The sequence below is a fragment of the Spirosoma sp. genome (genome assembly GCF_048594605.1).
GTDB lineage: Bacteria > Bacteroidota > Bacteroidia > Cytophagales > Spirosomataceae > Spirosoma.
The window spans coordinates 1-25,540 of sequence record NZ_JBMDWV010000241.1; the positions used below are offsets into that span (position 1 = coordinate 1).

13 protein-coding genes and 1 pseudogene are annotated in these 25,540 nt (G+C 46.6%); 3 read left to right on the forward strand and 11 right to left on the reverse strand.

What is annotated here, in order from left to right; all coding sequences use genetic code 11:
- Positions 1 to 191: pseudogene (locus tag ACOJS8_RS15000) on the reverse strand (hypothetical protein); the annotation flags it as partial.
- 537 nt (positions 192 to 728) lie between these two features.
- On the opposite strand from ACOJS8_RS15000, the gene ACOJS8_RS15005 reads away from it, so the two are divergent.
- Positions 729 to 1,427, forward strand: coding sequence for a TetR/AcrR family transcriptional regulator (locus ACOJS8_RS15005; protein WP_420149355.1), 699 nt, complete (start codon positions 729 to 731; stop codon positions 1,425 to 1,427).
- A 76-nt stretch (positions 1,428 to 1,503) separates the two neighbouring features.
- Here ACOJS8_RS15005 and ACOJS8_RS15010 read toward each other — a convergent pair whose 3' ends face one another.
- From ACOJS8_RS15010 to ACOJS8_RS15045, 8 genes are all read right to left on the reverse strand, one after another.
- Entirely contained in the window at positions 1,504 to 3,516 is a 2,013-nt protein-coding gene (locus tag ACOJS8_RS15010; protein WP_420149367.1) for a glycosyl hydrolase family 95 catalytic domain-containing protein, read from the reverse strand.
- Positions 3,517 to 3,698: 182 nt separating this feature from the next.
- Complete coding sequence (locus ACOJS8_RS15015; protein ID WP_420149356.1) at positions 3,699 to 4,412, reverse strand: hypothetical protein; 714 nt, start codon at positions 4,410 to 4,412, stop codon at positions 3,699 to 3,701.
- 110 nt (positions 4,413 to 4,522) lie between these two features.
- Complete coding sequence (locus tag ACOJS8_RS15020; protein ID WP_420149357.1) at positions 4,523 to 5,194, reverse strand: hypothetical protein; 672 nt, start codon at positions 5,192 to 5,194, stop codon at positions 4,523 to 4,525.
- 98 nt (positions 5,195 to 5,292) lie between these two features.
- A complete protein-coding gene (locus ACOJS8_RS15025) occupies positions 5,293 to 6,648 on the reverse strand; it encodes a vanadium-dependent haloperoxidase (RefSeq protein ID WP_420149358.1) in 1,356 nt (451 codons plus the stop codon).
- A 103-nt stretch (positions 6,649 to 6,751) separates the two neighbouring features.
- Positions 6,752 to 10,156, reverse strand: a complete 3,405-nt coding sequence (locus ACOJS8_RS15030; RefSeq protein WP_420149359.1) for a VCBS repeat-containing protein — start codon at positions 10,154 to 10,156, stop codon at positions 6,752 to 6,754.
- A gap of 124 nt (positions 10,157 to 10,280) precedes the next feature.
- Positions 10,281 to 13,706, reverse strand: a complete 3,426-nt coding sequence (locus tag ACOJS8_RS15035) for a VCBS repeat-containing protein (RefSeq protein ID WP_420149360.1) — start codon at positions 13,704 to 13,706, stop codon at positions 10,281 to 10,283.
- Positions 13,707 to 13,917: 211 nt separating this feature from the next.
- On the reverse strand, positions 13,918 to 15,402 hold the full coding sequence (locus tag ACOJS8_RS15040; RefSeq protein ID WP_420149361.1) for a RagB/SusD family nutrient uptake outer membrane protein: 1,485 nt from the start codon (positions 15,400 to 15,402) through the stop codon (positions 13,918 to 13,920).
- 128 nt (positions 15,403 to 15,530) lie between these two features.
- The gene (locus ACOJS8_RS15045) at positions 15,531 to 18,758 is read right to left on the reverse strand and encodes a SusC/RagA family TonB-linked outer membrane protein (RefSeq protein ID WP_420149362.1); all 3,228 of its coding nucleotides are present in this window, start codon (positions 18,756 to 18,758) and stop codon (positions 15,531 to 15,533) included.
- A gap of 518 nt (positions 18,759 to 19,276) precedes the next feature.
- Between ACOJS8_RS15045 and ACOJS8_RS15050 the strand changes: the two genes are divergently transcribed.
- The gene (locus ACOJS8_RS15050; RefSeq protein ID WP_420149363.1) at positions 19,277 to 22,276 is read left to right on the forward strand and encodes an FAD-binding and (Fe-S)-binding domain-containing protein; all 3,000 of its coding nucleotides are present in this window, start codon (positions 19,277 to 19,279) and stop codon (positions 22,274 to 22,276) included.
- Positions 22,277 to 22,507: 231 nt separating this feature from the next.
- The gene (locus ACOJS8_RS15055) at positions 22,508 to 23,281 is read left to right on the forward strand and encodes a hypothetical protein (protein WP_420149364.1); all 774 of its coding nucleotides are present in this window, start codon (positions 22,508 to 22,510) and stop codon (positions 23,279 to 23,281) included.
- A 13-nt stretch (positions 23,282 to 23,294) separates the two neighbouring features.
- Here ACOJS8_RS15055 and ACOJS8_RS15060 read toward each other — a convergent pair whose 3' ends face one another.
- Positions 23,295 to 23,966 (reverse strand): response regulator, encoded by a 672-nt coding sequence (locus tag ACOJS8_RS15060; RefSeq protein ID WP_420149365.1) that lies wholly within the window; start codon positions 23,964 to 23,966, stop codon positions 23,295 to 23,297.
- A gap of 2 nt (positions 23,967 to 23,968) precedes the next feature.
- A complete protein-coding gene (locus ACOJS8_RS15065; protein WP_420149366.1) occupies positions 23,969 to 25,447 on the reverse strand; it encodes an ATP-binding protein in 1,479 nt (492 codons plus the stop codon).
- Between the last annotated feature and the right edge of the window lie 93 nt (positions 25,448 to 25,540).

The following is a 25,540-nucleotide window of genomic DNA, read 5'->3' on the forward strand; positions in this document are numbered from 1 at the left end:
AACTTTTGCCACCCTTCCCGGATTACCTTACCCAAAAATGTAAAAACAATAACGCTAGCCATCATCCCAATGACTGTGCACAGCGTGGTTTCCCACCAGGTCAGCTTTAAAGCTACACCGGCTAAAGGACCAAGCAAAAATTTGAGCATGGAAGGTAGTATTACGGAAATGTACTTACCATATTCATTCATAGGTAGTTGTGGAGAAAGTTAAATGTCCTCTTAATCTAAGACTTAGAATATCTTTATCAAAAAAACAGGCCAATCTATTTTTACGTTTATTTAAATGTGATCACTTGTTACCAGTAAACAAGGCTAACGTGTAGACATGCGGCATCACCTACCTGGCTCGTCGCTCCAGAAGCATACTTTTATGAAACGTATAGTTCATAACGAAGCTTTCATTGTCTGGGTAACTGCAATAGGCTTCAGGTTAGCGTAATCCCGGATCTTATTACGTAAATTGAGCGATCCAGTTGCACGCGTTGGTATATTTTTTCGGTGCTAGTAACCTATGTTATATAATTCTGCATTCAATATCGTTTAAACTATATAGTTTGAAACGAGAATACACTTCATTGTCACAGTCTGGCGAACAAACTTTGCGTTATAGTAGTCAATATAACCTATAGATTGTTTAACTTATTGATATTGATTGATAAATATTCAAGAAAGTGACTTTCAGGAATAATTATAGTCAAAGTAGGTGACATCTATTTGAACCGCAATATGAATGCATTAATTATGGATATGGAAAAGGACGAGAAGATACGCCGGAACCGCGCAAAGACTACTCAACGAATTGTCGAAGCATTAGAAGACGTAATTGCAGAACGTGGTCTGGAAGGTGTCGGCGTCAATCGTGTAGCAGAGAAAGCGAATGTCAGCAAAGTTTTGATTTATCGCTATTTCGGTGGCATGGAAGGCTTATTAGAATATTACGTAAAAATGGGGAAACTCTTCCCAGTCTTTACGCCCACTCTGCTTGATCAGATACGTCCGCTACATGAATCCGATGTGGCCCGGATCTGGTACCGTCAGGTTATTCAAACGTACCGGTACTTCCGCACGTTTAAAGCTGCTCGTGAAATCCTGAAGGCTAGTGTTATTGAAAACGATTCCATTGCCGAAACAACAGCGAAGGCGCAGGATGAAGAAATGACCCGCCTTGTTAATCAGCTTTCTTTTGCAAAAGGAGCCGATACACAGGCTATTTCAGCGGTTATACTTGGTGCAATGACGTATCTGACGATCATGGCCCAAAACGACCGTACAATGATCAGCATCGATTTACGTAGCGAAGAAGGTTGGGAGCGGATTGAAAACGCCATCAAAACGATTTACATCGCTCTCAACAAAATGGCTATCAATTCAAAAGATGTTCAGCTGGAACTTCAATCGAATCATTTACCAGCAGCCCAATGGTAAACCGTAATAAGCAGTTTTCGACAAGAAACCGATATAAAAAGACTATCTGCTCCTTATCGAAAACTGCTTGTTACGTTTACTGAATCTGAATTGTCTTCAGTTGCGGTCCATACCCCTTTATTGTCAAAGACTTCCATTTCTTAGGAAGCTTTGTTTTGAGTTGCGTAATACCGTTGTCCGTAATATCCAGTCCGCCAAAACCGTTGAGTACCGCTTGGAGCATTCCTCCAGCTCCTGTTGCAAAATAAGGATTGGTTCCGCCCGCTGTTTCAGCCATTACACCAAAAGGCGGCACTTCATTGGGTTTATAACTCTTTACAAACCAGTCGTAGGCTTTATCAGGTTCACCTAATCGGGCGTACAGGGTAGCTAATACTGACCACCCCATAGCAGGCCCATCGGGCGAATAACGGGGTGCATAATACGCCAGATCTTTTTTAACCGCACTTTCGTCAGAGACGATACGTAACGGGTAGGCCAGCAAATTAACGTCAGCCTGTTTAATCATTACCCCGTCGTAGGTACGATTCTCCTTTGTTACGCCATCCGGAAATTTCAGAATCGGAATATTATCCGCTACAAGTTTCCAGTCAGGATTAGGCGCAATTCCCAAATCCTGGGCCGCTTGTATAGCATACTGTAACGATGTTTTTGCCATCCCGTTGGTGAATGCATTGTCGTCTATATTCTCCTGCCATTCATTCGCCCCAATAACATTGTTGATGTGGTATTTACCCGGTCCCTCGCGCTCAACGCGGCTTGCCCAGAACTCCGCCACTTCTTTTAGCATAGGATAGCCACGCGTCCGTAGCCATTCTTTGTCTTTCGTTACCTGGTAGTACTTCCAGAATGCCCAGCCAACACACCCTGTTATGTGATGCTGAAATGGCCCCGTCAGCGCCCATACTGGCGTAGCTTCCTGCCCGTCAGCATCTGATTCCCAGGGAAACATGACGCCTTTATAGCCGTGGCTGAAGGCATTCTGCCGGGCCATTTCCATTCGTTCGAACCGATACTCTAGTATGGATTTAGCGATTTCGGGTTTGAGTGCCAGAATTGGTGGATACATCCAGAGTTCCGTATCCCAGAAAACGTGGCCGTTATAACCTAGACCTGATAATCCCATGGGCGATAAACTGTAACCAGTACCTTCCCGCACAAACGAGTATAAGTGGTAAAGTGCCGAACGTACTGCCCGCTGCGCATCCGCATCGCCATCAATGACAATGTCACTTTGCCACAACTTGGTCCATTCGGCGTTATGACGCATTAGGAGTCGTTCGGTACGTTCAAGGGCTGCGAAAAGCGTCAGACGTTCTGCTTCATTATGCGGATCGGCCGTATGAGCCGTAGAGGACACTGAGCCAACTACACTAAACCGATACGTCTCTCCGGCCTTCAATCGTTTCTTGAACTTGGCCAGATGCATGTTATAATCCCAGTCTTCATGGATAACATCAGGTTCCTGACCGTGTGGTTCTTCAAAAATAAAACTGGTTGAAGCAGCCAATGTATGCCGTCCGGTTGGACTTTTGGCAACGGATGTTAACAGACGAATGGTAACGTGCGACCGGTCAATCTCTGAATAAAAGTTTTTGACTTCTTTAAGGTTTTCAGGCGTTTCGATCACGCTCATCGGAATGATTTCGCAGTCCTTCCTGGCCGTGATCTCAACCATTGTTAACTCCGAAAAAGGCAGATGACGTAACGCCATCATCGTCTGACGAACGCTAACCTTATCTTTATAATCGAACGTAGTGGTCAGAGCCGCTTTTTGCATATCGAGCGTTTGCCGATAATTGGCTATTTCTTTCGGACCGATACGTTGACCATCGACATCGAGGTTCATATTGGCGAAGTTGAAAACCTTCAGAATGTTGGATACACGGCCACGACCATACGTATCAAATGCGCCGTTCAACACAACGTCTTTTACTTTCATGGGTTCTGGCGACGATACCAGACCAATCATCCCATTGGCAACAGTGACGCCATAATAATTAGCGGGGTTAATAGTCTGCGCAACAATCTGCCAGGAGTCATTCGTTGTCGGATTCTGCGCTACGGCTGTTAAGCCGAAGGCAATCATCGATAAAATAAGCAGTACGTGTTTTCGCTCCATAGATTCATCATAGTTAAATTATGGATAAAAATAATACCATAATTTACTACAAACCAATCGATCGGCACCCGCATCGCAAGTAAACAAATAACCACACAAAGACTATTTATAATCTTGGTGCGATCTGTCAATTTTATCGGCGAATAGCTCTATTCCGGGTTATACGTCAGTTGAAGAACTACGGCCTGCGCGCCAGTCTTGTTTGTCCGTTGCCAGCCAATGGCAAGTGGAAAGTGCCTACCCAGATAAACTTCTAGCCCCAGCACTAATTGACCGAAATCGTGCGGACCTGATATCCAGTCACCCAGTAGATGTAGTTTCTGGTAGAAAATACCGGCATCAAAACCAGCCTGGAAACCACCCTTTGGTCCATCGCCCAAATAACGAGCATTGGCCACGTAGCCGCCAGCCGAAACATTATAGTGTTCATCATCCGACACATAACCCACATGACTATATACGTAGCCAACTAATTGCGGTTTATGGTCAGTCAGTACGTTCATCCCGGCCTGAGCGCCAACGGCTAATTCGAGGTTTTTGGTAACATCGAACGCTTTTTGGGCATTTAACATCAATAGTGGGCTAAAGGCTTTTTCTGTGGTTGAATCGTTGGCCACAATACGTTGCATTGTAGGCTGGTAGTCGAGATTATAGAGGTTTAGCCCAATTTCCCATTCACGGCCAAGGCCATACTCAAGCGTAGTGGACGAGCGGATAGACTCGGAAAAGTTGATCTGCTGCTGAGCAGCAATCTCGTGCTTGTCAACAATATCGGCCGAAGGAACATTAAAATACGTCTGCTGAGCAAAACTTACTTGAGTAAGCCATAATCCACTCACAAGCACCCAATAAATATATTTCATAACCTAGTGACATAGCTTTAGATCATCATAACTTAGAGTAAGTAATTAGGTTAGAATACGGGGTTACGGCTATTTTTAAAGTTAGGTGATGGCTCGGCAATCCATCTGCATTAGCGCCCATGCCGATGCGGACGCCCGACCCGAACCGGACGCGACCGTCCGCGCATAATACCACCAAGCAAACCACCTGAATCGGTACGCATCAGGCCAAACCGCAAATAGATTCCGTAGAATGTCTTGGAGGCATCTGTCGATTCGCTGCTGAAATCGTAGTAACCCGTTGTCAGGCCAATACCGACGCGCGGAGCAATCTGCGCAATAATGCTGTAGGTGAGTTCCAGCATCAGGCTTCCCTGTTTATCAAATACCCGGCCCGCTCCGATCGTCATTTCGTTAGCAAAAATGCCATAGTTCGCTACGTCCATGGTTACCCTTCCTTCCAGGAAAAGCGTTGTATCAGGACGTAGTGAATTTCGGCCGAAGGCGACTCCCAGATCAATCACATTGAATGACTTGCCAATTTCGATACTTTGTGCAATCCGATCTTTCGGCTTACCAGCTCCTGTATAAATTGAAAAAGGCATTGTCCGGACGTAAATAGGTGCGGCTTTGAAATTAAAAATAGATCGGGATGAATCTTCCGAAGAGCGGCTGATGACGTAGTAGGTTTGCCGGTCTTTTCGCACCTGCTTTTGCGTTGTATCTATCTTCGCGGGTTGAGCAAACAGATTATTTTTAATAATAAGTGATATAATCAACAGCGCCAGGTGTACACGTACCATCGTCGACAGAAAAATTGAGGAATGAGTTTATAAGCGCCAGTTACAAAAAAAGTCTCCACTTTATGAAAGCAGAGACTTTTTTAATTTGTACTTAATGATTATCGACTAGCGACAGTCTGCTTTCGGGCATGAATTTTCTCAATCACCCATTTGCCTACTTTTTCGCCCTCGACCTGACCATTTTCTAAAGCAGATCGGTAGTGAATACCGCCATACATACGGCTGATAGAAGCCTCGTCTGCTGCGTTACGGAAGGATTTGAACGACCGAACGCCATGTCCATACTTAAATTCAGTAGAATCCGTAAACGCAATGTTATCGCCCATCAATTCAGTCAATACGGTAGCTGCGGCTGTCGAGATCACGCTATGACCGCTCGGATATTCCGGAAACGGGGGCGTTTGTAAAAAGGGGGTCCACTTTGGATCAAGGTATTTGTTGATGACGGTTTCGGGCCGAACTGTTTTGCTACGGTATTTTTCGTCCCAGCACGAAATAAACCCGTCACTTAATGCAAAGGAGGCAAGTGCATAAGCTTCTACCGTTTTCATCATAGAAAGCTTTTGCTGACGGGCGACCGTCTGTGCAATACCCAGCCAATGACCACCGGGTGTCATTTTTTTACTTGCAAACATGACGTGTCCTGCTACGTTCATCACAAAAGCATTGTCGTCCCAGAAATAAGCAATGTCCTGTTCTGCTTTGCTGAGATTTTTGCCAGCCTGATAAACTTCGTTTAATTCCTTTTCATACGGGCTACCTTTTGCCAGGGTGTATGGAAAAGGACGGGGCGGCATAAACTGATTGCACGTATCCATTGCCCAGCATCGTAGCTTATTCCATTGAGGCTCAGCCGCGTCCATATAAGCAGGCGGGGTTGGCACCCAGGTTCCATCTTCGTTCGTTACGGTATGTTTGAAGCCCCGGGTCTGCTTGTAGTTGTCCTTTGCGGCATAATCCAGAACGTGCTTGGCAACAGTCTCACCGTACGCCATTGAGCGTTCGTAAACGTCATCAGGAACACCGTCTTTTTTATATTGCTCGTAAAACGGCTTTTCGAACGTATCGTAGAATGGCACTGAAAACGTCAGGGCGCGCGCCACCGTTAAAAACGCATGCGTACTGGCCAGCGGAAAACAGTATTCTTTACCTGGCTCCGGCTTTGGACTGGCCTGAAACCGCTTTAATTTTCCTCCCAATGATTCATACTGAGCGTCGAACGGTACAAGTGCTTCGTAGCCCGCCAGGTTAGCATATGAGTAAATTCGACTCGCAACGGGAGGAGAGAAAATATCGTGGATAATCACCTCCGTCAGCTTATTTAAAGCCGCGTTATAATACTCAACATTAGAAGCTTTAGCATTGTATTCAGCGGGTGAGGCAGGCTTACGGCACCCGACTAATCCGACCAGCCCCAGAGCCAGCAGATAGCCAAAGCGAAGCAAAGATTTCATACAGTTAATGACAAGTTAGACGGTAACAGAATAGCACTCATCTGTTCTGTATTTACAAAAATAACGGAATTTACCAGATAAGCGGATAGGCAAGCTAAATCGGTCAGTTCATGAGCCGCGGCTTAAAAAGTTGTAAGCCAGCATTGTTACGGGCTATAACAAGCAACGTCCCCTGGGTAGTTTTTACAGGCTGTATATCGCGTATTTCTCCGTTCAGCATAAAGCCACTATCGATGGGTGATAGACCGGTAAAAGTTCCTTTACCATCATTACGTAACACTAATCCATAGCTGGCATCATAGCGTCCCTGATACGTACTAACACCGTAGAAATTCCCTCCACCTACTACGTCTAAATCGCCGTCCTGATCAAAATCAATTGCTTTTAGCGCAAATAATTTCGATACCTGTGCCATCATCGGTAGCTCACGAACAGCAAACGTTGGACTTCCGTCCCGGCCGCCCTGATTTTCCAGGTAGACAGACGCAAACTGATTAACTGTATATTCTTCAGCTCCTTTCAATTCGTCGTCTTTCACAACGCCATCCAGCGTCTTTCCGGCGAATGATACATAGTCGGTAAAGCGTTTATTGATAATGCCCGGCATTTGTTTTCCCAGTTCATCCTTGAACGCCAGCGGATACCACTCCCTGCCCCGGTTATAAGCAATAATTTGTTCAGTACTCTGGTTATTATCGACGTCTTTTACCCACATCCGCAGTTGCGAATCCGGGGTTTTACGAAACTTCGTATTGGTTCCTATATTCCCCGCAATCAGGTCAATATCACCGTCGCGATCAAAATCGGCGGCAATAATACGTTGGTAAAATCCATTCAACGGTGTTTCGTCAGATGTAATAGTTTTCACTTCATCGAACTTGCCGTTGTTATTCGCGAAGATTCGGACCGGCATCCAATCACCAGCAACAATAAGGTCAATGTCTTTATCGCCGTCGTAATCCGTCCAGACAGCGTCCGTAATCATACCCGCTTTGCGTAAGCCAGTTGCTAACTTGTCGGTCTGATCCGAGAATTTGCCTTTGCCATCGTTGATGAGTAGGTACGAGTTTGGCGATTTCCCATAGGCAAAACCAACCACGCGCCCTCCAACAAATAAATCAAGATCGCCATCTCGGTCGATGTCGTAAGGACGTACGCAGCTTTTGTTATCGTACATTGGCGGCAGGGCATTAACTGATCGGTTAAAGTTTCCTTTCCCATCGTTTACATACAACCGATCAAGTTGTTCCGGCATCTGTCCGTAAAACTCATTCCCCCCCGATACGACGTATAAATCCAGGTCTTTATCGCCGTCGGCGTCAAAGAAAACCGCATCAACATCTTCGTACGTAGAATCTTTTACCAGGTCCGGTTGCCGAGTGGCGATAAACCTGCCATTTGACTGTTGCACCAGTAAGCTACCGGCCTGCCATTTGGCCCCACCCACATACATATCGTCCAACCCGTCGCCATTTACATCACCCACCGCCAAATGCGGCCCTTCCGTCGAAACCTGAAAAGGCATGAGTGGTTCCCGTACGTAGTCGAAATATTCTTTATTTTCCCGGTGCTTATACGGAATTGAATCCGCTGCTGTTACGTCAGTAAACAATGGACGAACCGCCGACGTAGTATAGCGATACGTAGTGCCATCCAGCCGAGCGTCGGTTTGTTTTAGTGTTAGCAGTTGGTTCGGTTTTACGTTCGTTCGAACTTCCATGCGCTGGTTTGGCCAGATCACAATGAGTGAATCAATTGTCGCTCGGCGACCGAGACCAAATACTAATTCTGGCGCCACAGACGACTCAAACCCCCGCGTTAGCATCAGTTGCTGCACCAACGTAGTGTCATTGTGCGACGGTCCGCCGTATTTGAGAATGACTTTCGCGCCGACGCCAAAGGTATTTGGCACATCGCCCTTCAATTTAATGGTGATGTGCTTATTGTCAGGAAACAGTTCGTTGGCCTCATTCCGATAGAGACTGGCGGGTTCATCAATATTGTTCGTGACCAAATCCAGATCCCCGTCGTTATCAAGATCAGCATAGGTTGACCCGTTTGAGTAATTTGGCTTATCAAAGCCCCAGTCTGCCGATTTGTCATCAAACCGCAGTGAGGAGGTCCCCCGAAACAGGTAATTATGTATTTTCCCGTCGGGCATCAATTTAACAGCGCGTTCATCCAGCGATTTTGACGTTTCCATCGCGTACCGAAGCGAATCGTCTGCAGCAAACTTGACGTAATCCAGGTTATTCGGACGATGTACAATTCCATTCGTAATGAAGAGGTCTTTCAGGCCATCGTTATCATAATCAGCCATCAGTGGTGACCAGCTCCAGTCGGTAGCCGCCATTCCTGCCATAGCGCCAACCTCCATAAACTTCTTGCCCGACAGATTCAGCTGCAGACAGTTCCGACTGTACTGGTTCATATAACCATACGCCAGCTTGTAGAGGTAAATATCCAGCGGATCTTCGCCCAACGACGACTTTTCAACTGTTTCATCTTCGGGATACATATCGAGCGTAACGATATCAGCGAAGCCATCGTTATTGACGTCTGCCACGTCGTTCCCCATTGAAAAACGGCTGGTGTGCTGAAAAGCTTTCTTTACGCTCTCAGTGAACGTACCATTCTGATTATTAACGTAGTAATAGTCGTCCTCATGGAAATCGTTTGATACGTAGATATCCTCCCAACCATCGTTGTTCAGATCGGCTACGGCAATGCCCAGACCGTAACCCATAGCTGCCCCAAAAATCCCGGCTTTTTCGCTGACGTTTACGAAGCGGGATGTCTTGCCAGCCTCTGTCTTACCCGCTTTGGAAACAAGCTGATTTTCGTACAGATAATCGCCAGACTCGTTGTTACGTAGATGGCGGGCCGTTACGCGATCGTAGCTACGTGACGTGTGAACGGCATGATTCAGCAAATAGCAGTCAAGATCGCCGTCGTGGTCGTAGTCGAAGAAGGCAGCCTGTGTAGAGAATCCGGTAAAATCCAAACCGTAGTCAGCCGCTTTTTCAGTGAATGTCGGTACACCGTCGCGGCCATCGCCATTGTTGATGTATAATTCGTTAGACCCCTCAAGACCCCGAAAATTACCGACGGCACACACGTAAATATCCAGAAATCCGTCGCCATTTACGTCAGCCATCGTCGAGCCGGTTTGCCAGTCTGAAAATCCTTCGACACCCGCTTTTGCCGTTACGTCCTCAAACTTAAAATTGCCCCTGTTCAGGTATAATTTGTTCTTGCCCTGATTCGAAACAAAGTATAAATCCGTTAAACCATCATTATTAACATCGCCCGCCGAAACGCCCCCACCGTTGTAGAAATACAGATAATCCAGAATATTTAACTTTTCGGTTGGGATTAGATGATTGATAAAACCTACGCCCGTTTGAGTTGAATCAAGCGCCTGGAAAAGAGGTTTCTCGGACTTAAATGAATTGCAACCAGCCAGTATTAGTGTACTGACGATAAAAAATAAACTAACTCGTTTCATTTTAAGTAAGTCATTGACGCTTTTTCTGTGAAGCGTATCTGAATGGATTGGGCTTATCGATTGCCTACTGCACTAGCTTGTTAGCTAGTATCAGAACAGGTGTTTTCTATAGGCTGTAAAAATACTACGGTTTTCGGCCGGCGATTACGCTCGGTAAGCGGCCCGTTTTTAACGTGAATATCTGAGCGCGATCATTGTTCTTGGCCAGAATAAGTTGCCCCTGCGCCAATCGGGCCATACGCCGGACCTGCCCCCGTACGAAGAAGCCAGACACCGCCGGATTCACAAATTCATAGCTAACCGTCCCGCTTGCTGTTTTTCCTTTGTTACGTAGCACGATGCCGTAACTGGCATCATACCGACCAATTTCTGGCAATACGTCCAGGAAATTCCCACCAAGTAATAAGTCTGTGCGGCCATCCTGGTCATAGTCCGTAAACACGGCTCCACAAACTGGCGAAAACTGGACTTCATTCGGTAAAGCCTGTGCGGCTAAATTGCCTTTCCCATCATTAAGCAATAGCATCGTTTCGGCCGTGAACGCCTGTTTTACTACAGCTTGTTTTAACTGGTCTTCATCCAGAATCTCATTAATTTTTTTGCCTGCGTAATCGTCATACTTCACAAACTTCTTCTTGATCGTAGGCATTTCTTTTTGCAAATCGCTCTTCAAAACCATCGGATACAACTCTCCGGTTTCGTCGGCACAGTTAACAATCTGTTCGACAGTACCATTATGATCAAAATCACCTACATAAATTTCGGCAGGTATGGACTGAGTAGCCTTAATACGTGAGTTTAGTCCCAGATTTCCAATCACTACGTCCAGGTCGCCATCGCCGTCAGCATCGCCCGCCGTTATGCAGTTCCACCATCCATTAGTTTTTAGTGGCTGTCCCTGAGTATCGTTAATGGCAAGGTTCGCATTCTGACTCAACTTGCCCCGCTTGTTTTCAAATATCCGGATCGGCTCCCAATCACCCACCACAATCAATTCAGGGTATTTATCTCCGTTCAGATCTGCCCACGTAGCGGCCGTTACCATGCCTAATTGATCGACATCGGGCAGAAAGCGCTTGGTGTAATTTTTGAAATTACCACGACCATCGTTGATAAACAGGTAACTGGCTGGATTGCGGCCGTACTGACCCGGAATCATTCGGGAACCGACAAACAGATCGATATCTCCATCCTGATCAAAATCCGCGGCTGCAACGCACGAACCACTTGCTTTAAGGTTCGGCAGTTCGGTTGAAGAATGGGTAAAATTTCCTTTACCATCGTTCAGATATAGTTGATCCAGCAACTCCGTTGCCTCTGCCTCAAACTCATTGCTACCCGTAACCACATACAAATCCAGGTCTTTATCGCCATCCGCATCAAAAAATACGGCATCAACGGCTTCATAAAGTGAGTCCTGGCGCATCACAATGGGTGTTTTATCGACAAATTTTCCGGAAGCCAGTTGCATAAACAAACGCTGCGACTGACCACTTGCTCCGCCGAAAAATACGTCGTCCAGCCCGTCGCCGTTCACATCGCCAGTAGCTAAAGCAGGACCCTGGGTTGATAATTGCTGTTTGAGCAAAGCATCCCGGTTATAATCAACGAACCGACTTTCGGTATGTACGTAGTTGAGCCCCGATGCGGCTGTGTTGTCGTGGAAAATAGGAGTTTGTGCATTGCTGGCAGCCTTCCATAGTTGCGAGGCATCCTGTTGACGTAGCGTAAGCAATTGATTCGCTTTAGGCCGACGTAGCGTCTGCATTTTATCATCCGGCCAGATAACCTGTACCGAATCAATCTGGCTTTTATCGCCCAGGCCGAACACTAGATTTAAATCTACTGACGATTGAAAACCCCGGTTTGGCATTTGCTGCAATAACTGCGTCAGGCCGGCCTGATAAACAAATACGCGGGCACCAATGGCATTTCGATTCAACCCATCACCTTCCAGTTTAACCTTCAGGTAATTCGTCTTGTGGTCATCTACGGACAGATTCTGATAGATAGCAACGGGCGCATTGACGTTGTTGACAATTAAATCAAGGTCGCCGTCATTGTCCAAATCGCCATAGGCAGCTCCATTGGAAAAATCAGGCTCCGACAAGCCCCAATCGAGGGCTTTATTTGTAAATCTCAGGTTCCCGTCGTTATGAAATGCGTAATTAGGGACAGCTTCGGACGGTGCTTTATCCAGGAATTCTTTGAAATTGAACGAGCCTTGCCGGGCAATCTGCGCCATATTTTCCCCGTCAGCCAGAAAATTCACAAAGTCCTGATCCGTTACGTCCTTGGCAATCCCATTGGCTACAAAAATATCTTTCAGGCCGTCGTTGTCCATATCGAAAATCAACGCGCCCCAACTCCAGTCGGTGGCATGCACGCCCGCAAACCGCGCCACTTCACTAAACGTTGGCAGGCCATTGTTAACAGGTTGATTTCCCTGATTCAGATGAAGCATATTCTGCATATACTGATAGTGGAAATCCCGGTTCACTTTGATCTGCTCCAGATCGTGGCCTTCGTATGTAGACGTTTTCTTCAACCGCCGATCATTGCCGGGCAGCATGTCGGTAATAAAAATATCCAGTTTGCCATCGTTGTTAACGTCCGCTACGTCGGCTCCCATCGACGACAGACTCGTGTGCGGCATAGCCTCCTTTATCGACTCCCGGAACGTACCGTCGTGGTTATTGATGTACAGGTAATCGCGTTCATAGAAGTCGTTTGAGATATAGACGTCGGGCCAGTTGTCTTCATTAACATCTCCAATAGTAATGCCCAGCCCAAACCCGATTAAGCTGCCATAAATACCTGCCTGCTCACTTACATCAACAAAATGTTTACCCTTTTCCTGATCGTTTCGGAAGAGCTTATGACCACCCAAGGGGTCTCGCTGATTACGTATATTGGCATAAGACAAGCGCTCGACCGGCAGGAAACTGTTACTAAGCAAATACATATCTAGGTCACCGTCGCGGTCGTAGTCAAAAAAAGCCGCGTGGGTGGAATAGCCCTGATCGGCTAAGCCGTATTCAGCGGCCCGCTCCGTAAACGTAGGTACGCCGTTGGCATCATTGCCGTTGTTGATGAAGAGTTCATTGGCCCGGTCATCGTTGGGCCGATTGCCCGCCTTACATACATAAAGATCAAGACGTCCATCGCCGTTTACATCGGCAAACGTAGCACCCGTACTCCAGGAATGTTTACCAGCCACACCGGCTTTCGCTGTAATATCATCGAACTGGAAAGCCTTCTGGCCAGGAGCGGTTTTATTCAGATATAGTTTATTATCGCCCATATTAGCGATAAGGAATACGTCTGGCAGACCGTCATTGTTGACATCGCCAATCGCTACGCCCCCTCCATGATAGAAATTCCGGTAATTGAAGATGTTAAAATCTTTGGAATCGGTAACGGTATTGGTAAAATCAATATGCGTTACGTCGGAAGACAACTTTTGAAATAGTGGATCGGCTGGCGTCTGCTGCCCTGACCGGCAACCCGCTAACAGAACGACAAGCAGAACGAATAAACTAATACGCATTAGTAGAAGTACATGAAAAACAACCGCAGGTAATCGTAGCGAAAAGAGAAGGAATGTTTAGGAGATACCCTGTCACAAGAGACTACAAATGTAACGAATTACAAGGCCTGATTATGCATTTCTGGTCAATTAATTGGCTTTTAATCAGCTAACTAAATACAAAGGAGCAAGCCCATAAGAGCCTGCTCCTTTGTATTTACGACAAGGAATATTAATACCCTGGATTTTGTTTCAGTTTTGGATTCAATGACAGTTGGTCTCTTGGAATCGGGTATAGAGTCCAGTGATTATCGGCATCAGCCGGCTTGAATCGTTTCGCATTGCCGAAGGTACCGAAGCGGATCATGTCCTGACGACGGTGATACTCCCACGCTAATTCGCGACCACGTTCAGCCAGCAGTTCGGTCAACGTCAGAGACGTATAAGCAGGCATACCAGCGCGAGCACGGATAATGTTGGCGTCTGTAAGAGCAGCCGCCGTATTGCCAAGGCGTAGATTCGCTTCAGCGCGCATCAGGTAAGCATCTCCCAAGCGATAAATCACGAAGTCATTGTCCTGCCAGGAATCCTGAGCTCGGTTGTTTGCCTGAATCTGATACTTACGGTAACGAGCACCCGCTCTACGACCCTCAGCACCCGCTGGGAACACTAACGACGACACTTCAGGAGTCAGTACTAATGGTACACCATCATCTGTTAGAGCTTTCCCTGCAGCGTCGAACTGTGGGCCAACAATCCACATTTGCTTACGTACGTCCTTATCATCAAACGAATTGTAAAACTCTGTTACAGCGCAGAAGCCATTCCAGGGAGCCTGACCCAGGTTGTACGTCAATTGGTGCAGATAGTGCAGCGTCTGCATTTGAGGACGGAAACCAGTACGCTTTGTACTACTAAACGGTGTAGCCAGAATGGTTTCAGTAGAAGTCTGGTTCTGTGTTGTAAAGTTGCTGAAGAAATCAGACGTTAGCGTAAACTTACCGGAGTTGATAATCGTATTCAAACGGGTAATCGCATCCTGCCACCGGGGTGTACCTGTATAAACTTGCGCATTCAGATACAGTTTAGCCAGAATCATATCCGCTACGTACTTGTTAATACGACCGTAATACGCACCGCCAACCGTCTCTTTCAACGCAGAATAGTTATCCAGGATCTCTTTCTCAACAAAAGCAAACACCTGAGCACGCGTGCTTTGTTCTGGAGATGCCCCCCCCAATTGACTGGAAATAATAACATTGCCAAACATGTCCATTGCCTCATAATGGAAGAAAGCACGTAGTACTTTCAACTCAGCAATGGTAGACGGATCGGTCAACGTACCAAGCTGCTGGTTGATGGCTGTGATGTTGTTATAACACCATGTCCATGGACCATTGAACTGACCGTTGTCTGTAACAGGATCCCAGGTGTGGGTGTATAGCCGCACCCAGTTATCGCCATCTTTCCAGTCCCCACCCCGTGTTGGTACAATCTGCTCGTCCGTAACCGTATTCAGGTTGGTCATGTTACTCCAGTAGTCACCCAGACCATTGTAAAGTGGCCCGATCAGGGCAGCCTGCTGAGCAGGCGTAGAGCCAAAATTACCAGACGTCGGCAGTACGTCGAAGGTTTTTTCGGTCAGGTCTGTACAGGATTGTCCAGCCAGCAAAAGTGCCGTACAGCCCATTAAGACTTTTATATTGATTCGTTTCATAAAAGTTTTTTAAAAGTTTAATCGTTACAGCGTTTCATTCGGGAGCTACTACACAAACGTAATATTTCCGCTAAAAGATTTAACAAATCGGATATTTATTGAGATACCCGATTTGTCACTGTGCTTTGTTAAAACGTCAGATTCAAACCTAACTGGAAGCTGCGCGTTTTTGGATAGAAACCGGCGTTTGCATCATCCAGACCAACTGGGTTTGGCGTCTGGTTGACAGGACGGTTACCGGTCGTGACACCTCCTGTTGCTGGTGTCTGCACCTGTCCGGAAGCGATATTGTTATCAACACCCAGGTTACCGGCAGCCTGCAGTTCAGGATCGATACCTTTATAAGCAGTAATGACGAATAAGTTGTTACCGCCCACGTAAACACGAGCACCTGAGAAATATTTGTTCGGTTTAACGGGTACGTTATACCCGATCTGCCAGTTGTTCAGACGAACGAACGTACCACTTTCAATCCAGTTTGTCGACAATACGTTAATACCGTAATTGTTCGGCAACGAGGTTACATCACGCAACATGTTCGTTTCCAGAATTGACCCTGGCAACATATAGTTCGAGCGAGTATTGTTCAGGATTTTATTGCCAAATACCCCACGCAACAGGAAGTTAAGATCGAAATTCTTATACCGGAATGTGTTGATAAACGAGCCATTCAGGAAAGGTTGAGGATTTCCCTGATTGATCGGATTACCAGCGGCAAGCGCTGCCGCGGCATCGGCTTTCGATACGTCTGGTGTTGGCGTATCGCCCGTTCCAGGTGCAGGCTTTAACAAAGGCTGTCCATTCGCATTGTAGCTACCTGTAAAGGTTGGTACGTTATTAAACTCGCCCAGGGGGCGGCCTACCGTCAGGAACGAAGCAAACACATCTGACAATCCACGACCACCGAATGGGTTAAACCGCACCTGGCCAATATTGAACTGGTCATTGGATAAGGATACGATCTTGTTCTTGTTGTACGACCCTACGATACGGGCATTCCAGCTGAAGTCTGCTTTTTTGATGATATCGCCACCAAACGAAAGTTCGATTCCGCTGTTGCTCATACTACCAATGTTGGCCAGAATCGTATTAGCAAAGTAGTTTACCCCGTCGGCTGGTACGTTGATGTTATACAGCATGTCGCTGGTTAGCTTGTTGTAATACTCAATGCTACCCGAGAATCGGTTGCTAAACATCTGGAAGTCCAGACCTACGTTGGTTTGGCCAACCACTTCCCATTTCAGGTTGGGGTTAGCGTTCTGGGTGATACCATAACCTGGCAGGAAGTCACCGATCGTCCCATCATAATACGTACCTTTCTGGCCGTACAACTGAGTCGATGTATAGGGGTTGATCCCTTCAGAGTTACCCGTTTGTCCCCAGCCTACCCGAAGTTTTACGAAGTTCAGAACAGTCGACTTTGGGAAGAACGACTCGTTAGAAATATTCCAGCCAGCTGCAATAGATGGGAAGATACCCCATTTGTTATTCGCTCCAAATTTCGAGCTACCATCCCGGCGTACCGTACCTGTAACGTTATATTTATCGCCCAGGTTAACCGTTGCCCGCCCGAAGAACGAGATCAGTTTGCTCTGGTTCCGGTACGAGTTCGCGTAGTTATTACTTGGGTAAAGCAGCGTACCAGCGCCTAATCCCAGGTTATTGAAATCCGTTGCCGTTGTCACAAACGAGTTGTTAGCAGCCGAGAAACCATCGTTGTCTAACTGCTGAAACGAGTAACCACCTAATAGTGAGAAATTACTGCTCGTACCGAAATTCCGGTTGTAAGTAAGGGTCGTCTCAAGCAGTTGGTTCAACGTATTATATTGTCGGCGCTCAGCCCGGCCATTGTTACCTTGATAGGCTTTAACAGCAGGGTTTGTTACATAGTTATTATTCGTTCCATCGCTCTGCAACTGCGCATTTACACCGAATGTCAATCCGTCAATAATTTCATAACGAAGGTTTGCGCCCAAAATAGCGGTATTACGTGTACCATTATTCGTCACGTTTTCAAGCATTGCCACCGGGTTGTTCAAATCGAACGCACCGCCTACCTCGGCATAACCACCGATATTGCTACTAAGGCTGTTAGGGTCCGTATAACGAACAGGTATAGTAGGCAGAAACTGAGCAGCACGGCGCAGAATACCGTTATCAGCAAATTTCTGATTCGTCCGCGTGAACTGTAAGTTATATTGTACGTTCAGACGATTATCTAACGCTTTCTGATCCAGGTTGATACGGCCAATGATCCGATCAAAGCCCGTATTTTTCACAATACCTTGCTGGTTAATGTAATCCATCGATCCACGGTAGCTGAATGCTTGTGAACCACCTGATACGGCAATATTGTGGTTGTTTGTGATGGCCGTCCGGGTCATCTCACCAATCCAGTCCGTGTTGTAGTAGTTACCGCTAGCATCTTTGGGAAAACGCTGTAAATCGTTGAACGCCGAAGCGCCTTTAATTTGGGTTACAGCCGCAACGTAGCTAGGACCATCCAGCAGATCAAGTTTTCTTGAGATGCTCTCAACGCCGACGTAGTTGTTAAAGGTAACTGTAGCCTGTCCAGCCTTACCACGCTTGGTCGTTACGATGATTACACCGTTAGCAGCGCGCGAACCGTAAATAGCTGCTGCCGACGCATCTTTCAATACGTCCATCGATTCGATGTCGTTCGGGTTTACCTGGCTAATGGGCACACCAATCATCCCATCTACTACGTAAAGTGGTTCCGAACCACCCGCCAGCGACGTGTATCCCCGCAGACGAACCGTTGGTTGTGAGTTCGGGTCACCCGACGGGGTTGTAATTACCAGACCCGCCACCTTACCCTGAATAGCCTGTAATGGGTTCGGGTTGATACCAGGGTTAAAATCACGAGCCGTTACCTGTGCGACAGAACCGGTTAGATCTTTCCGTTTTGCCGTACCGTATCCCACTACCACAACTTCTTCCAGGGCTTTTGTATCGTCGGCCAGTTTCACATCAACTGTTGAGCGATTACCAACGGCAGCTTCCTGGGAAGTGAACCCAATGAAACTAAATACCAGTGTTGCATTGTCGGGTACGTTAGCGAGCGAGTATTTCCCATCTGCACCAGTATTTGTACCCCGTTGCGTGCCTTTAATCTGCACACTCACGCCCGGAAGAGCCCCGCCCGCCGGATCCGTAACTGTTCCAGTCACAGTACGCCCTTGCGCCCAAGCTGCTGAATTACCCAGCAGCAGTACCATAGCCAGCATGGATAGAAAGCTAAAAAGCGCTTTCCTACCCTGCGACTGAGGTTGGGAATACCCAACCTGACCTACGTAACCGCTAACGCGGTTCATGTTGTAGGATTTGTTCATCATAGGTTTACAGTAAAAATTAAACATAAAGTTATTGTCAGGTTAAAGCTTATAAACTATATATTTTAAACTATGTTTTCTCTTCAATTAATCCTAAATAAAACAATAAAAAAAGGCCAAATAAGTGCCTTATTTGGCTTAATTGATAGCAAAATGGAGAGAAATTATAGTATGTAAGCCTGAACCATTCAGCGAATTACATCATGTTGTAATCAAAATACAAATGGTCGTAGGTTAAAATTGTGATAATTACCGTCAAAATCGTATCATAATATTTCTTAAATAAAGTCAATCAAATTGTACTATTCTTTTTTATAAAACTCTACAAATTAACATTAACAACAGTAATATATTATCTATCAATAAGTTATGCCATTAACATTCATAAACCAACTATAACTTATCCCACATTAGATTTATGGTTTTTTTTATCGTATAAATAAAAAAAATGCATTATTAAGCTCTAATTTTGCCTATATATTTCGCTGGTCAACGGTAAACAACTTGGTCAGTAGTTTTCTATGGGTACACAATTGCTGGAGAATTTAGCCAATCAATTGGCAGGCGATCTTTTCTATGATACAACCTACCGAACCCTGTATGCTACAGATGCCTCTGCATATCGGGAAATGCCCACTGCTGTTGCTATTCCTAAAACAACTGACGATCTGAAAGTGCTGATTGCTTTTGCCAAAGAGCAAAAAACGTCGTTGATTCCACGCACAGCGGGCACTTCTCTGGCGGGTCAGGTCGTTGGCAACGGCATTGTGGTTGATGTTTCCAAGCACTTTACAAAGATTCTGGAGGTTAATCCGGAGGAGCGTTGGGTGCGGGTACAGCCGGGTGTTGTGCGGGATGAATTGAATCAACACCTGAAGCCTTACGGGCTTTACTTCGGCCCCGAAACGTCGACAGCTAATCGGGCTATGATTGGTGGCATGGTTGGCAACAATTCTTGCGGATCTAACTCGGTTGTCTACCGGGCCACTCGCGAACATACACTATCGGTAAAAGCTCTGCTTGCCGATGGCTCCGAAGTTGAGTTTGGTACGATGAGCGGCTGGGATTTTACCAAACAAGTGAGTGAGGCCAGCCGTAAGAACGGCTCCGCTACGTTGGCGGATAAGATTCTGCTCAAGACAAACTCAATTCTGTCAAACCCGGCCAATCAGGAAGAAATTCGACGAAATTTCCCTAAAAAAACCATTGAGCGACGGAACACAGGCTATGCGCTCGATACGTTGCTCGATATGGAACCGTTTACCCAGGGCGGTGAACCATTCAATCTGGCCAAGTTCATTGCCGGTTCCGAAGGTACGCTTTGTTTTCTGACCGAAATTAAATTAAATCTGGTACCACTGCCGCCCAAGGAAAGCGGATTGGTATGCGTTCATTGCCATTCTATTGATGAAGCGCTACGTGCTACGTTGGTAGCTTTAAAGTATAGCCCTTATGCCGTTGAGCTAATTGACGACATTATTCTGGAACGGGCCGATACCAATCCGGAACAGCGGAAAAACAGCTTTTTTGTTCAGAAAACGCCCACGGATCATTTCCCCATTATTCTGGTGGTTGATCTCTCACGCGATACACGTAGCGAAATTGAGCAATTAGCTGCCCAAATGACGGCCGAAATGCAGGAGGTGGGCATGGGCTATCACTATCCTTTATTGTTCGGCGAGGATACAAAGAAAATCTGGACGCTACGTAAGGCTGGACTTGGCTTGCTCGGCAATCTGCCCGGCGACGAAAAAGCGGTTGCCGTAATCGAAGATACGGCCGTCGACGTAGCGGATCTGCCCGACTACATCCGTGACTTCAACGAAATTCTGATGAAGCATCACATGCATTCGGTGCACTATGCCCACGCCGGTTCGGGCGAGCTACATCTACGACCAATTATCAATTTAAAAACCGAAGAAGGTCATCGGCAGTATCGGCTTATTGCAGAGGAAATTGCTACGTTGGTCAAAAAGTACAACGGCTCGCTTTCGGGTGAGCACGGCGATGGCCGATTACGGGGCGAATTTATCCCACAAATGGTTGGTCCGCATAATTACGAATTGATGCGGCAAATCAAACATACCTGGGACCCTGACGGCATTTTCAACCCAGGTAAAATTATCGAAACGCCCCCGATGGATACGTTTCTGCGTTACGAAGCGGGTCAGCAAACACCAAACTTCCAGACGTATTTCCGCTACAAAGATCAGACCGTTTTGCAACATGCCGAACAATGTAACGGCTCGGGCGATTGCCGTAAAACGCAGGCATCGGGCGGCACCATGTGCCCTAGTTACATGGCAACACGTAACGAAAAAGACACAACGCGGGCGCGGGCCAATATCCTGCGCGAAATGCTGACGCGATCAACGAAGGAAAATCGGTTTGATCATCAGGAAATTAAAGATGTGTACGATCTATGTTTGTCCTGCAAAGCCTGCAAAAGTGAATGCCCATCAAACGTCGACGTAGCGAAACTGAAAGCTGAATTTTTACAGCATTACTACGAATCAAATGGCGTACCGATTCGGTCGAGATTAATTGCCAATTTTGCCAGATTATCAAATCTGGCGTCGTTTGTTCCCTGGGCATGGAATGGCGTTTTAGGAACACCTTCGCTCCGACGTATCGCCAACCGGGTTGTAGGTTTCCACCCGGATCGGACCATGCCGTTGCTGGAAAAAACGACCCTGAAGCGCTGGGCTTCAGGCAGAGAGCAAAGGGCGAAGGACAATAGGAATAACATGGCTGACAGTTCTATTCACCCTGTACCCCATGCCCAAAGTCCTATGCGCTTTTATCTTTTCTGCGATGAGTTTACGAACTTCAACGATGTAGAAGTCGGGCAGAAAGCGATTCAACTCTTCGAACGCCTGGGGTACGATGTTGTGATTCCTGAGCACGGCGAAAGTGGGCGGGCTGCCCTGTCGAAAGGCATGTTGAAGTACGCCAAAACCTTAGCGGAACGTAATGTTCAGCTATTGAAAGACGTAGTAACTGCCGACACACCGCTGGTAGGTCTGGAGCCGTCGGCTATCCTGACGTTTCGCGACGAATACCCTGACTTGGTAGATGAATCGCTTGTTGCCGATGCGAAACGTATTGCCGAAAATGTGCTAACCTTTGAGGAATTTATAACTCGGGAGTTGGAGGCCGGTCGGATAAAACCTGAACAATTCACCAGCGAATCACGAGTCGTTAAACTGCATAGCCACTGTCAGCAAAAAGCGGTGTCGTCGCAGATTCCGGGTAAAAAGGCCTTGTCGCTACCAAAAAATTATTCGGTTCAACTGATTCCATCTGGCTGCTGCGGTATGGCCGGTTCATTCGGTTACGAGGCCGAACATTACGACGTATCAATGAAAGTCGGCGAATTAGTGCTGTTCCCGACGGTACGTCAGCAACCAGACGATGTAATTATTGCCGCTCCCGGAACTTCCTGCCGTCATCAAATTAAAGATGGTACGTCCCGCAAGGCCAAACATCCGGCCGAAATTTTATTCGAAGCCTTGAAGTAACTAAGGTTATTTAACCACAGAGCGGTCCGTTGTTACGGCCCAGAGTAAACGGAGACTGAAAAATCTTTGTGCTCTCTGGGCCGTAACGACGGACCGCTCTGTGGTTAAGTCCATTTCCGAAAGAGATATTTCAATCAAATTTTCACCTAATCATTTACTATAATACAAAAATTGAATACTATTGCAGTTGTATTATAAACTCAGCGCATAACACTATTCAACTTCGTCTTAATGATCAGCCCCAACAAACAGAAAATGCTACGGCTCTTTGCGTTGCACGATTTCATTCGGCATCATTTTACTAAGTCGGACTGGATCAAAGTGGCTTACTTGACTGATAGTCTCGAACTGATCGAGGACCATCCTCGCTTGCTACGTAGTCTGGACTTTAAAGATGATGATTATGAAGGCAATAGCCTACAGGTTTTGTCGAAACTGATCAACGAAGGTAACGGCAACTTATACGAAATCGAGCGGTTTGTCGAAGCGAAGAAAGCCGCTATGCGCCAGCCCGTTCTGACGGAACCAGAGTTCATTTCTACGGTTCAATCAGTTGCGCCGGAACGGGTCATTACGTTTGCGCCCGATGTATTTCGGATTCCGGATAAATCTGTAGAAAGCAACGTAGTATCGGTTATGATGCCGTTCGAGAGTCGGTTTGCCGGTACGTACCTGGCCATACGTAACGTGTGTACCCGACTAGGAATTGATTGCAAACGGGCCGATGATATCTGGGATAACAGCATCCTGATTCAGGATGTATTTGACCTGATTTTTATGTCGAAAGCCGTTATTACGGATTTCACCGACCGGAATCCCAATGTATTTTACGAAACGGGGGTTGCGCATACGCTTGGTAAACTTGTCATTCCAATTACGCAATCGACCCACGATATTCCCTTCGATCTGCGCCACCACCGCGCCTTAACGTACCTGGCGAACACGGAAGGATTATTGAAATTAGAGAAGGATTTAGAGAAGAAACTGGCGAAGGTGTTTAGTTAATACGTCGGGCAAATCACCGATTTTTCTCTTCGAGCGCCTTACGAATCAGGTCGGCGGTGTTTTTGACGCCCGCTTTTCGAATGATGCTGGCCCGCTGATTGGCCACCGTGTTTGGACTAATACCAAATTTATCAGCAATTTCAGGGCTACTCATTCCCTCGATCAGGCAAGTCAGCACCTCCGCTTCCCGCGTAGTAATTTTATTCCAGATTGACGCCGACCTGGGAGCGGTAGTTACGCTTTCCCGTTTAGGCGTGTTATTCAATAAAATAAAATGCTGGATGATGACTGATGAAGCATTTGGCGGATAATAAAAATCGCCGTTGACCACGGTTCGCACAGCCTGTAATATTTCCTCATGGCCTGTATCTTTTAAGAGATAACCGGCTGCTCCATTCTGCAATGAATTCAGAATGTAGTCGGGATTATTGTGCATGCTGAACATGAGCGTCCGAATTTTGGGATATTGTTTTGAAACAATCTTCAGCGCTTCGATACCCGACATACGAGGCATGGTTATGTCTAGCAACAACACATCGGGTTGGATATTGGAAAGCAGCTCAATGGCTTCGTCCCCATCAGAAGCTTCTCCCACGATCTGAATATCGACTTCGTCCTCCAATAACATCCGGATTCCCTTCCGTACGACAGAATGATCATCGGCAACAAGAATGCGTATCGACATAGCTAACTATCTGATAAGTTCACACTAACCTTAACCGTTGTTCCTTTGTTGGCTCTGGACGTAATTGTCAAGTCCCCATTGAGCAAACGTGCCCGTGTCTGCATATTGTCGAGGCCGTTCACAATTAGCGAATCATTTTCTTTTTTCGGCAGCGCCTTCATCGAAAATCCTTTACCATCGTCTTCGACTGCTAAGAGTAGCTTTCGATTGTCCTGTTGCAACGTAATACGTATCTGTTTGGCGCCTGCATATTTAACCGCGTTGTGCAGAGCTTCCTGCGCAATACGATACAACCCGATTTCCATGGCTGGGCTCAGCCGCTTATGCGCTCTATTTCCGTCGAAAATAACGTCCGTACCCGCCGAACGGGCCGTTTGATCAGCCAATAAATGCAAGGTAGCGCCTAAACCGAAATCACTCAAGGTTGATGGCATCAGATTATACGATATTTGCCGGGTTGTCTGGATGATATCATAAATCAGATCGCATAATTCGGCAAAACGTAGCCGTTGTTTTTCGTCCAGAACAGCCGTCGATTTAAGTTTTTCGGCGTGAAGTTTCAGACCGGTGAGCATCTGGCCAATACCGTCGTGCAGTTCACGGGCAAACCGCCTGCGCTCTTCTTCCTGACCTTCCAGCAAAGCCGCCGAACGAATGTTTTCCTCAGCCAGTTGGAGCTGATATTTTTCTTCCGTCGCCCGTAGCAGTTCTTTCTGTGTATCAAGCAATTGTCGATTCGATGCGGCCAGATTCTCATTTGTTGCCTCCAGCTCTTGGTTCGCGATTTCCATGCGCCCATTTGCCAGTTGCAACGCTTTTTCTGACCGATCGAGTCGACGAATGATATGCTGCGTATAGTTTACTACGGGCCTGAAAATAAAAATTCCTTCGATTAATAAGGTAAGCAACGTAGCAGCCGCCAGCAGCCATTCGATACGCTCCAGCGTTTTTACCCGTTCAAAACTTTCGGTATCGAACTGAAAAACGATGTCGTTCATCTGCTGTACGAACGGAAGTTCATCCCGCAGAATCGTTTTAAGTACTTCCTGCTTTTCTATCAACGGAACATCCGAACGACTGATCTGGCCGAAGCTTCGATACATCGACTGAAAAAACGGATCTATCCGCGCAAACATGCTATCCAACGTAGCACTTTTACGAACTATATACTCTTTCTCCATCCGCAATACACCACTACGTAGCTGCATGTGTGTCTGGCTCCAGGTGTGCAGCAGTGAATCAAACGAAACTGAATCGGCTGCCGACAAGCCAGCAGTACGTAGCAAAGCCAGCTTGGTTAATCGCTGGCTCAGCATTCGCTGACGACCTGCTACGTTCACTACGCGACTGTCGTCGTAGTGCGTATTGAGCGTATGCCGAATAAAGAGAAGCCCGCTGATCGACAAAACCGCAATAACGGTCAGTGCCAGCAAATAAAACCGGGTCAGTCGGCGGGCTACCTGTTGATCGAGTTGATTCATACTTTTAGTTCTCCGTTTACAGTTTACTGTAAACGTATCCAACTCATCAAATCCCTATATACACAATGCCATGTTCTACCCGAATCGGGAACG

Bases quoted from the DNA above. Each gene is read 5' to 3' on its own strand.
- ACOJS8_RS15005 (WP_420149355.1), top strand. From the start codon at position 729: ATGAATGCATTAATTATGGATATGGAAAAGGACGAGAAGATACGCCGG.
- ACOJS8_RS15010 (WP_420149367.1), bottom strand. From the start codon at position 3,516: ATGATTGCCTTCGGCTTAACAGCCGTAGCGCAGAATCCGACAACGAAT.
- ACOJS8_RS15015 (WP_420149356.1), bottom strand. From the start codon at position 4,412: ATGAAATATATTTATTGGGTGCTTGTGAGTGGATTATGGCTTACTCAA.
- ACOJS8_RS15020 (WP_420149357.1), bottom strand. From the start codon at position 5,194: ATGGTACGTGTACACCTGGCGCTGTTGATTATATCACTTATTATTAAA.
- ACOJS8_RS15025 (WP_420149358.1), bottom strand. From the start codon at position 6,648: ATGAAATCTTTGCTTCGCTTTGGCTATCTGCTGGCTCTGGGGCTGGTC.
- ACOJS8_RS15030 (WP_420149359.1), bottom strand. From the start codon at position 10,156: ATGAAACGAGTTAGTTTATTTTTTATCGTCAGTACACTAATACTGGCT.
- ACOJS8_RS15035 (WP_420149360.1), bottom strand. From the start codon at position 13,706: ATGCGTATTAGTTTATTCGTTCTGCTTGTCGTTCTGTTAGCGGGTTGC.
- ACOJS8_RS15040 (WP_420149361.1), bottom strand. From the start codon at position 15,402: ATGAAACGAATCAATATAAAAGTCTTAATGGGCTGTACGGCACTTTTG.
- ACOJS8_RS15045 (WP_420149362.1), bottom strand. From the start codon at position 18,758: ATGATGAACAAATCCTACAACATGAACCGCGTTAGCGGTTACGTAGGT.
- ACOJS8_RS15050 (WP_420149363.1), top strand. From the start codon at position 19,277: ATGGGTACACAATTGCTGGAGAATTTAGCCAATCAATTGGCAGGCGAT.
- ACOJS8_RS15055 (WP_420149364.1), top strand. From the start codon at position 22,508: ATGATCAGCCCCAACAAACAGAAAATGCTACGGCTCTTTGCGTTGCAC.
- ACOJS8_RS15060 (WP_420149365.1), bottom strand. From the start codon at position 23,966: ATGTCGATACGCATTCTTGTTGCCGATGATCATTCTGTCGTACGGAAG.
- ACOJS8_RS15065 (WP_420149366.1), bottom strand. From the start codon at position 25,447: ATGAATCAACTCGATCAACAGGTAGCCCGCCGACTGACCCGGTTTTAT.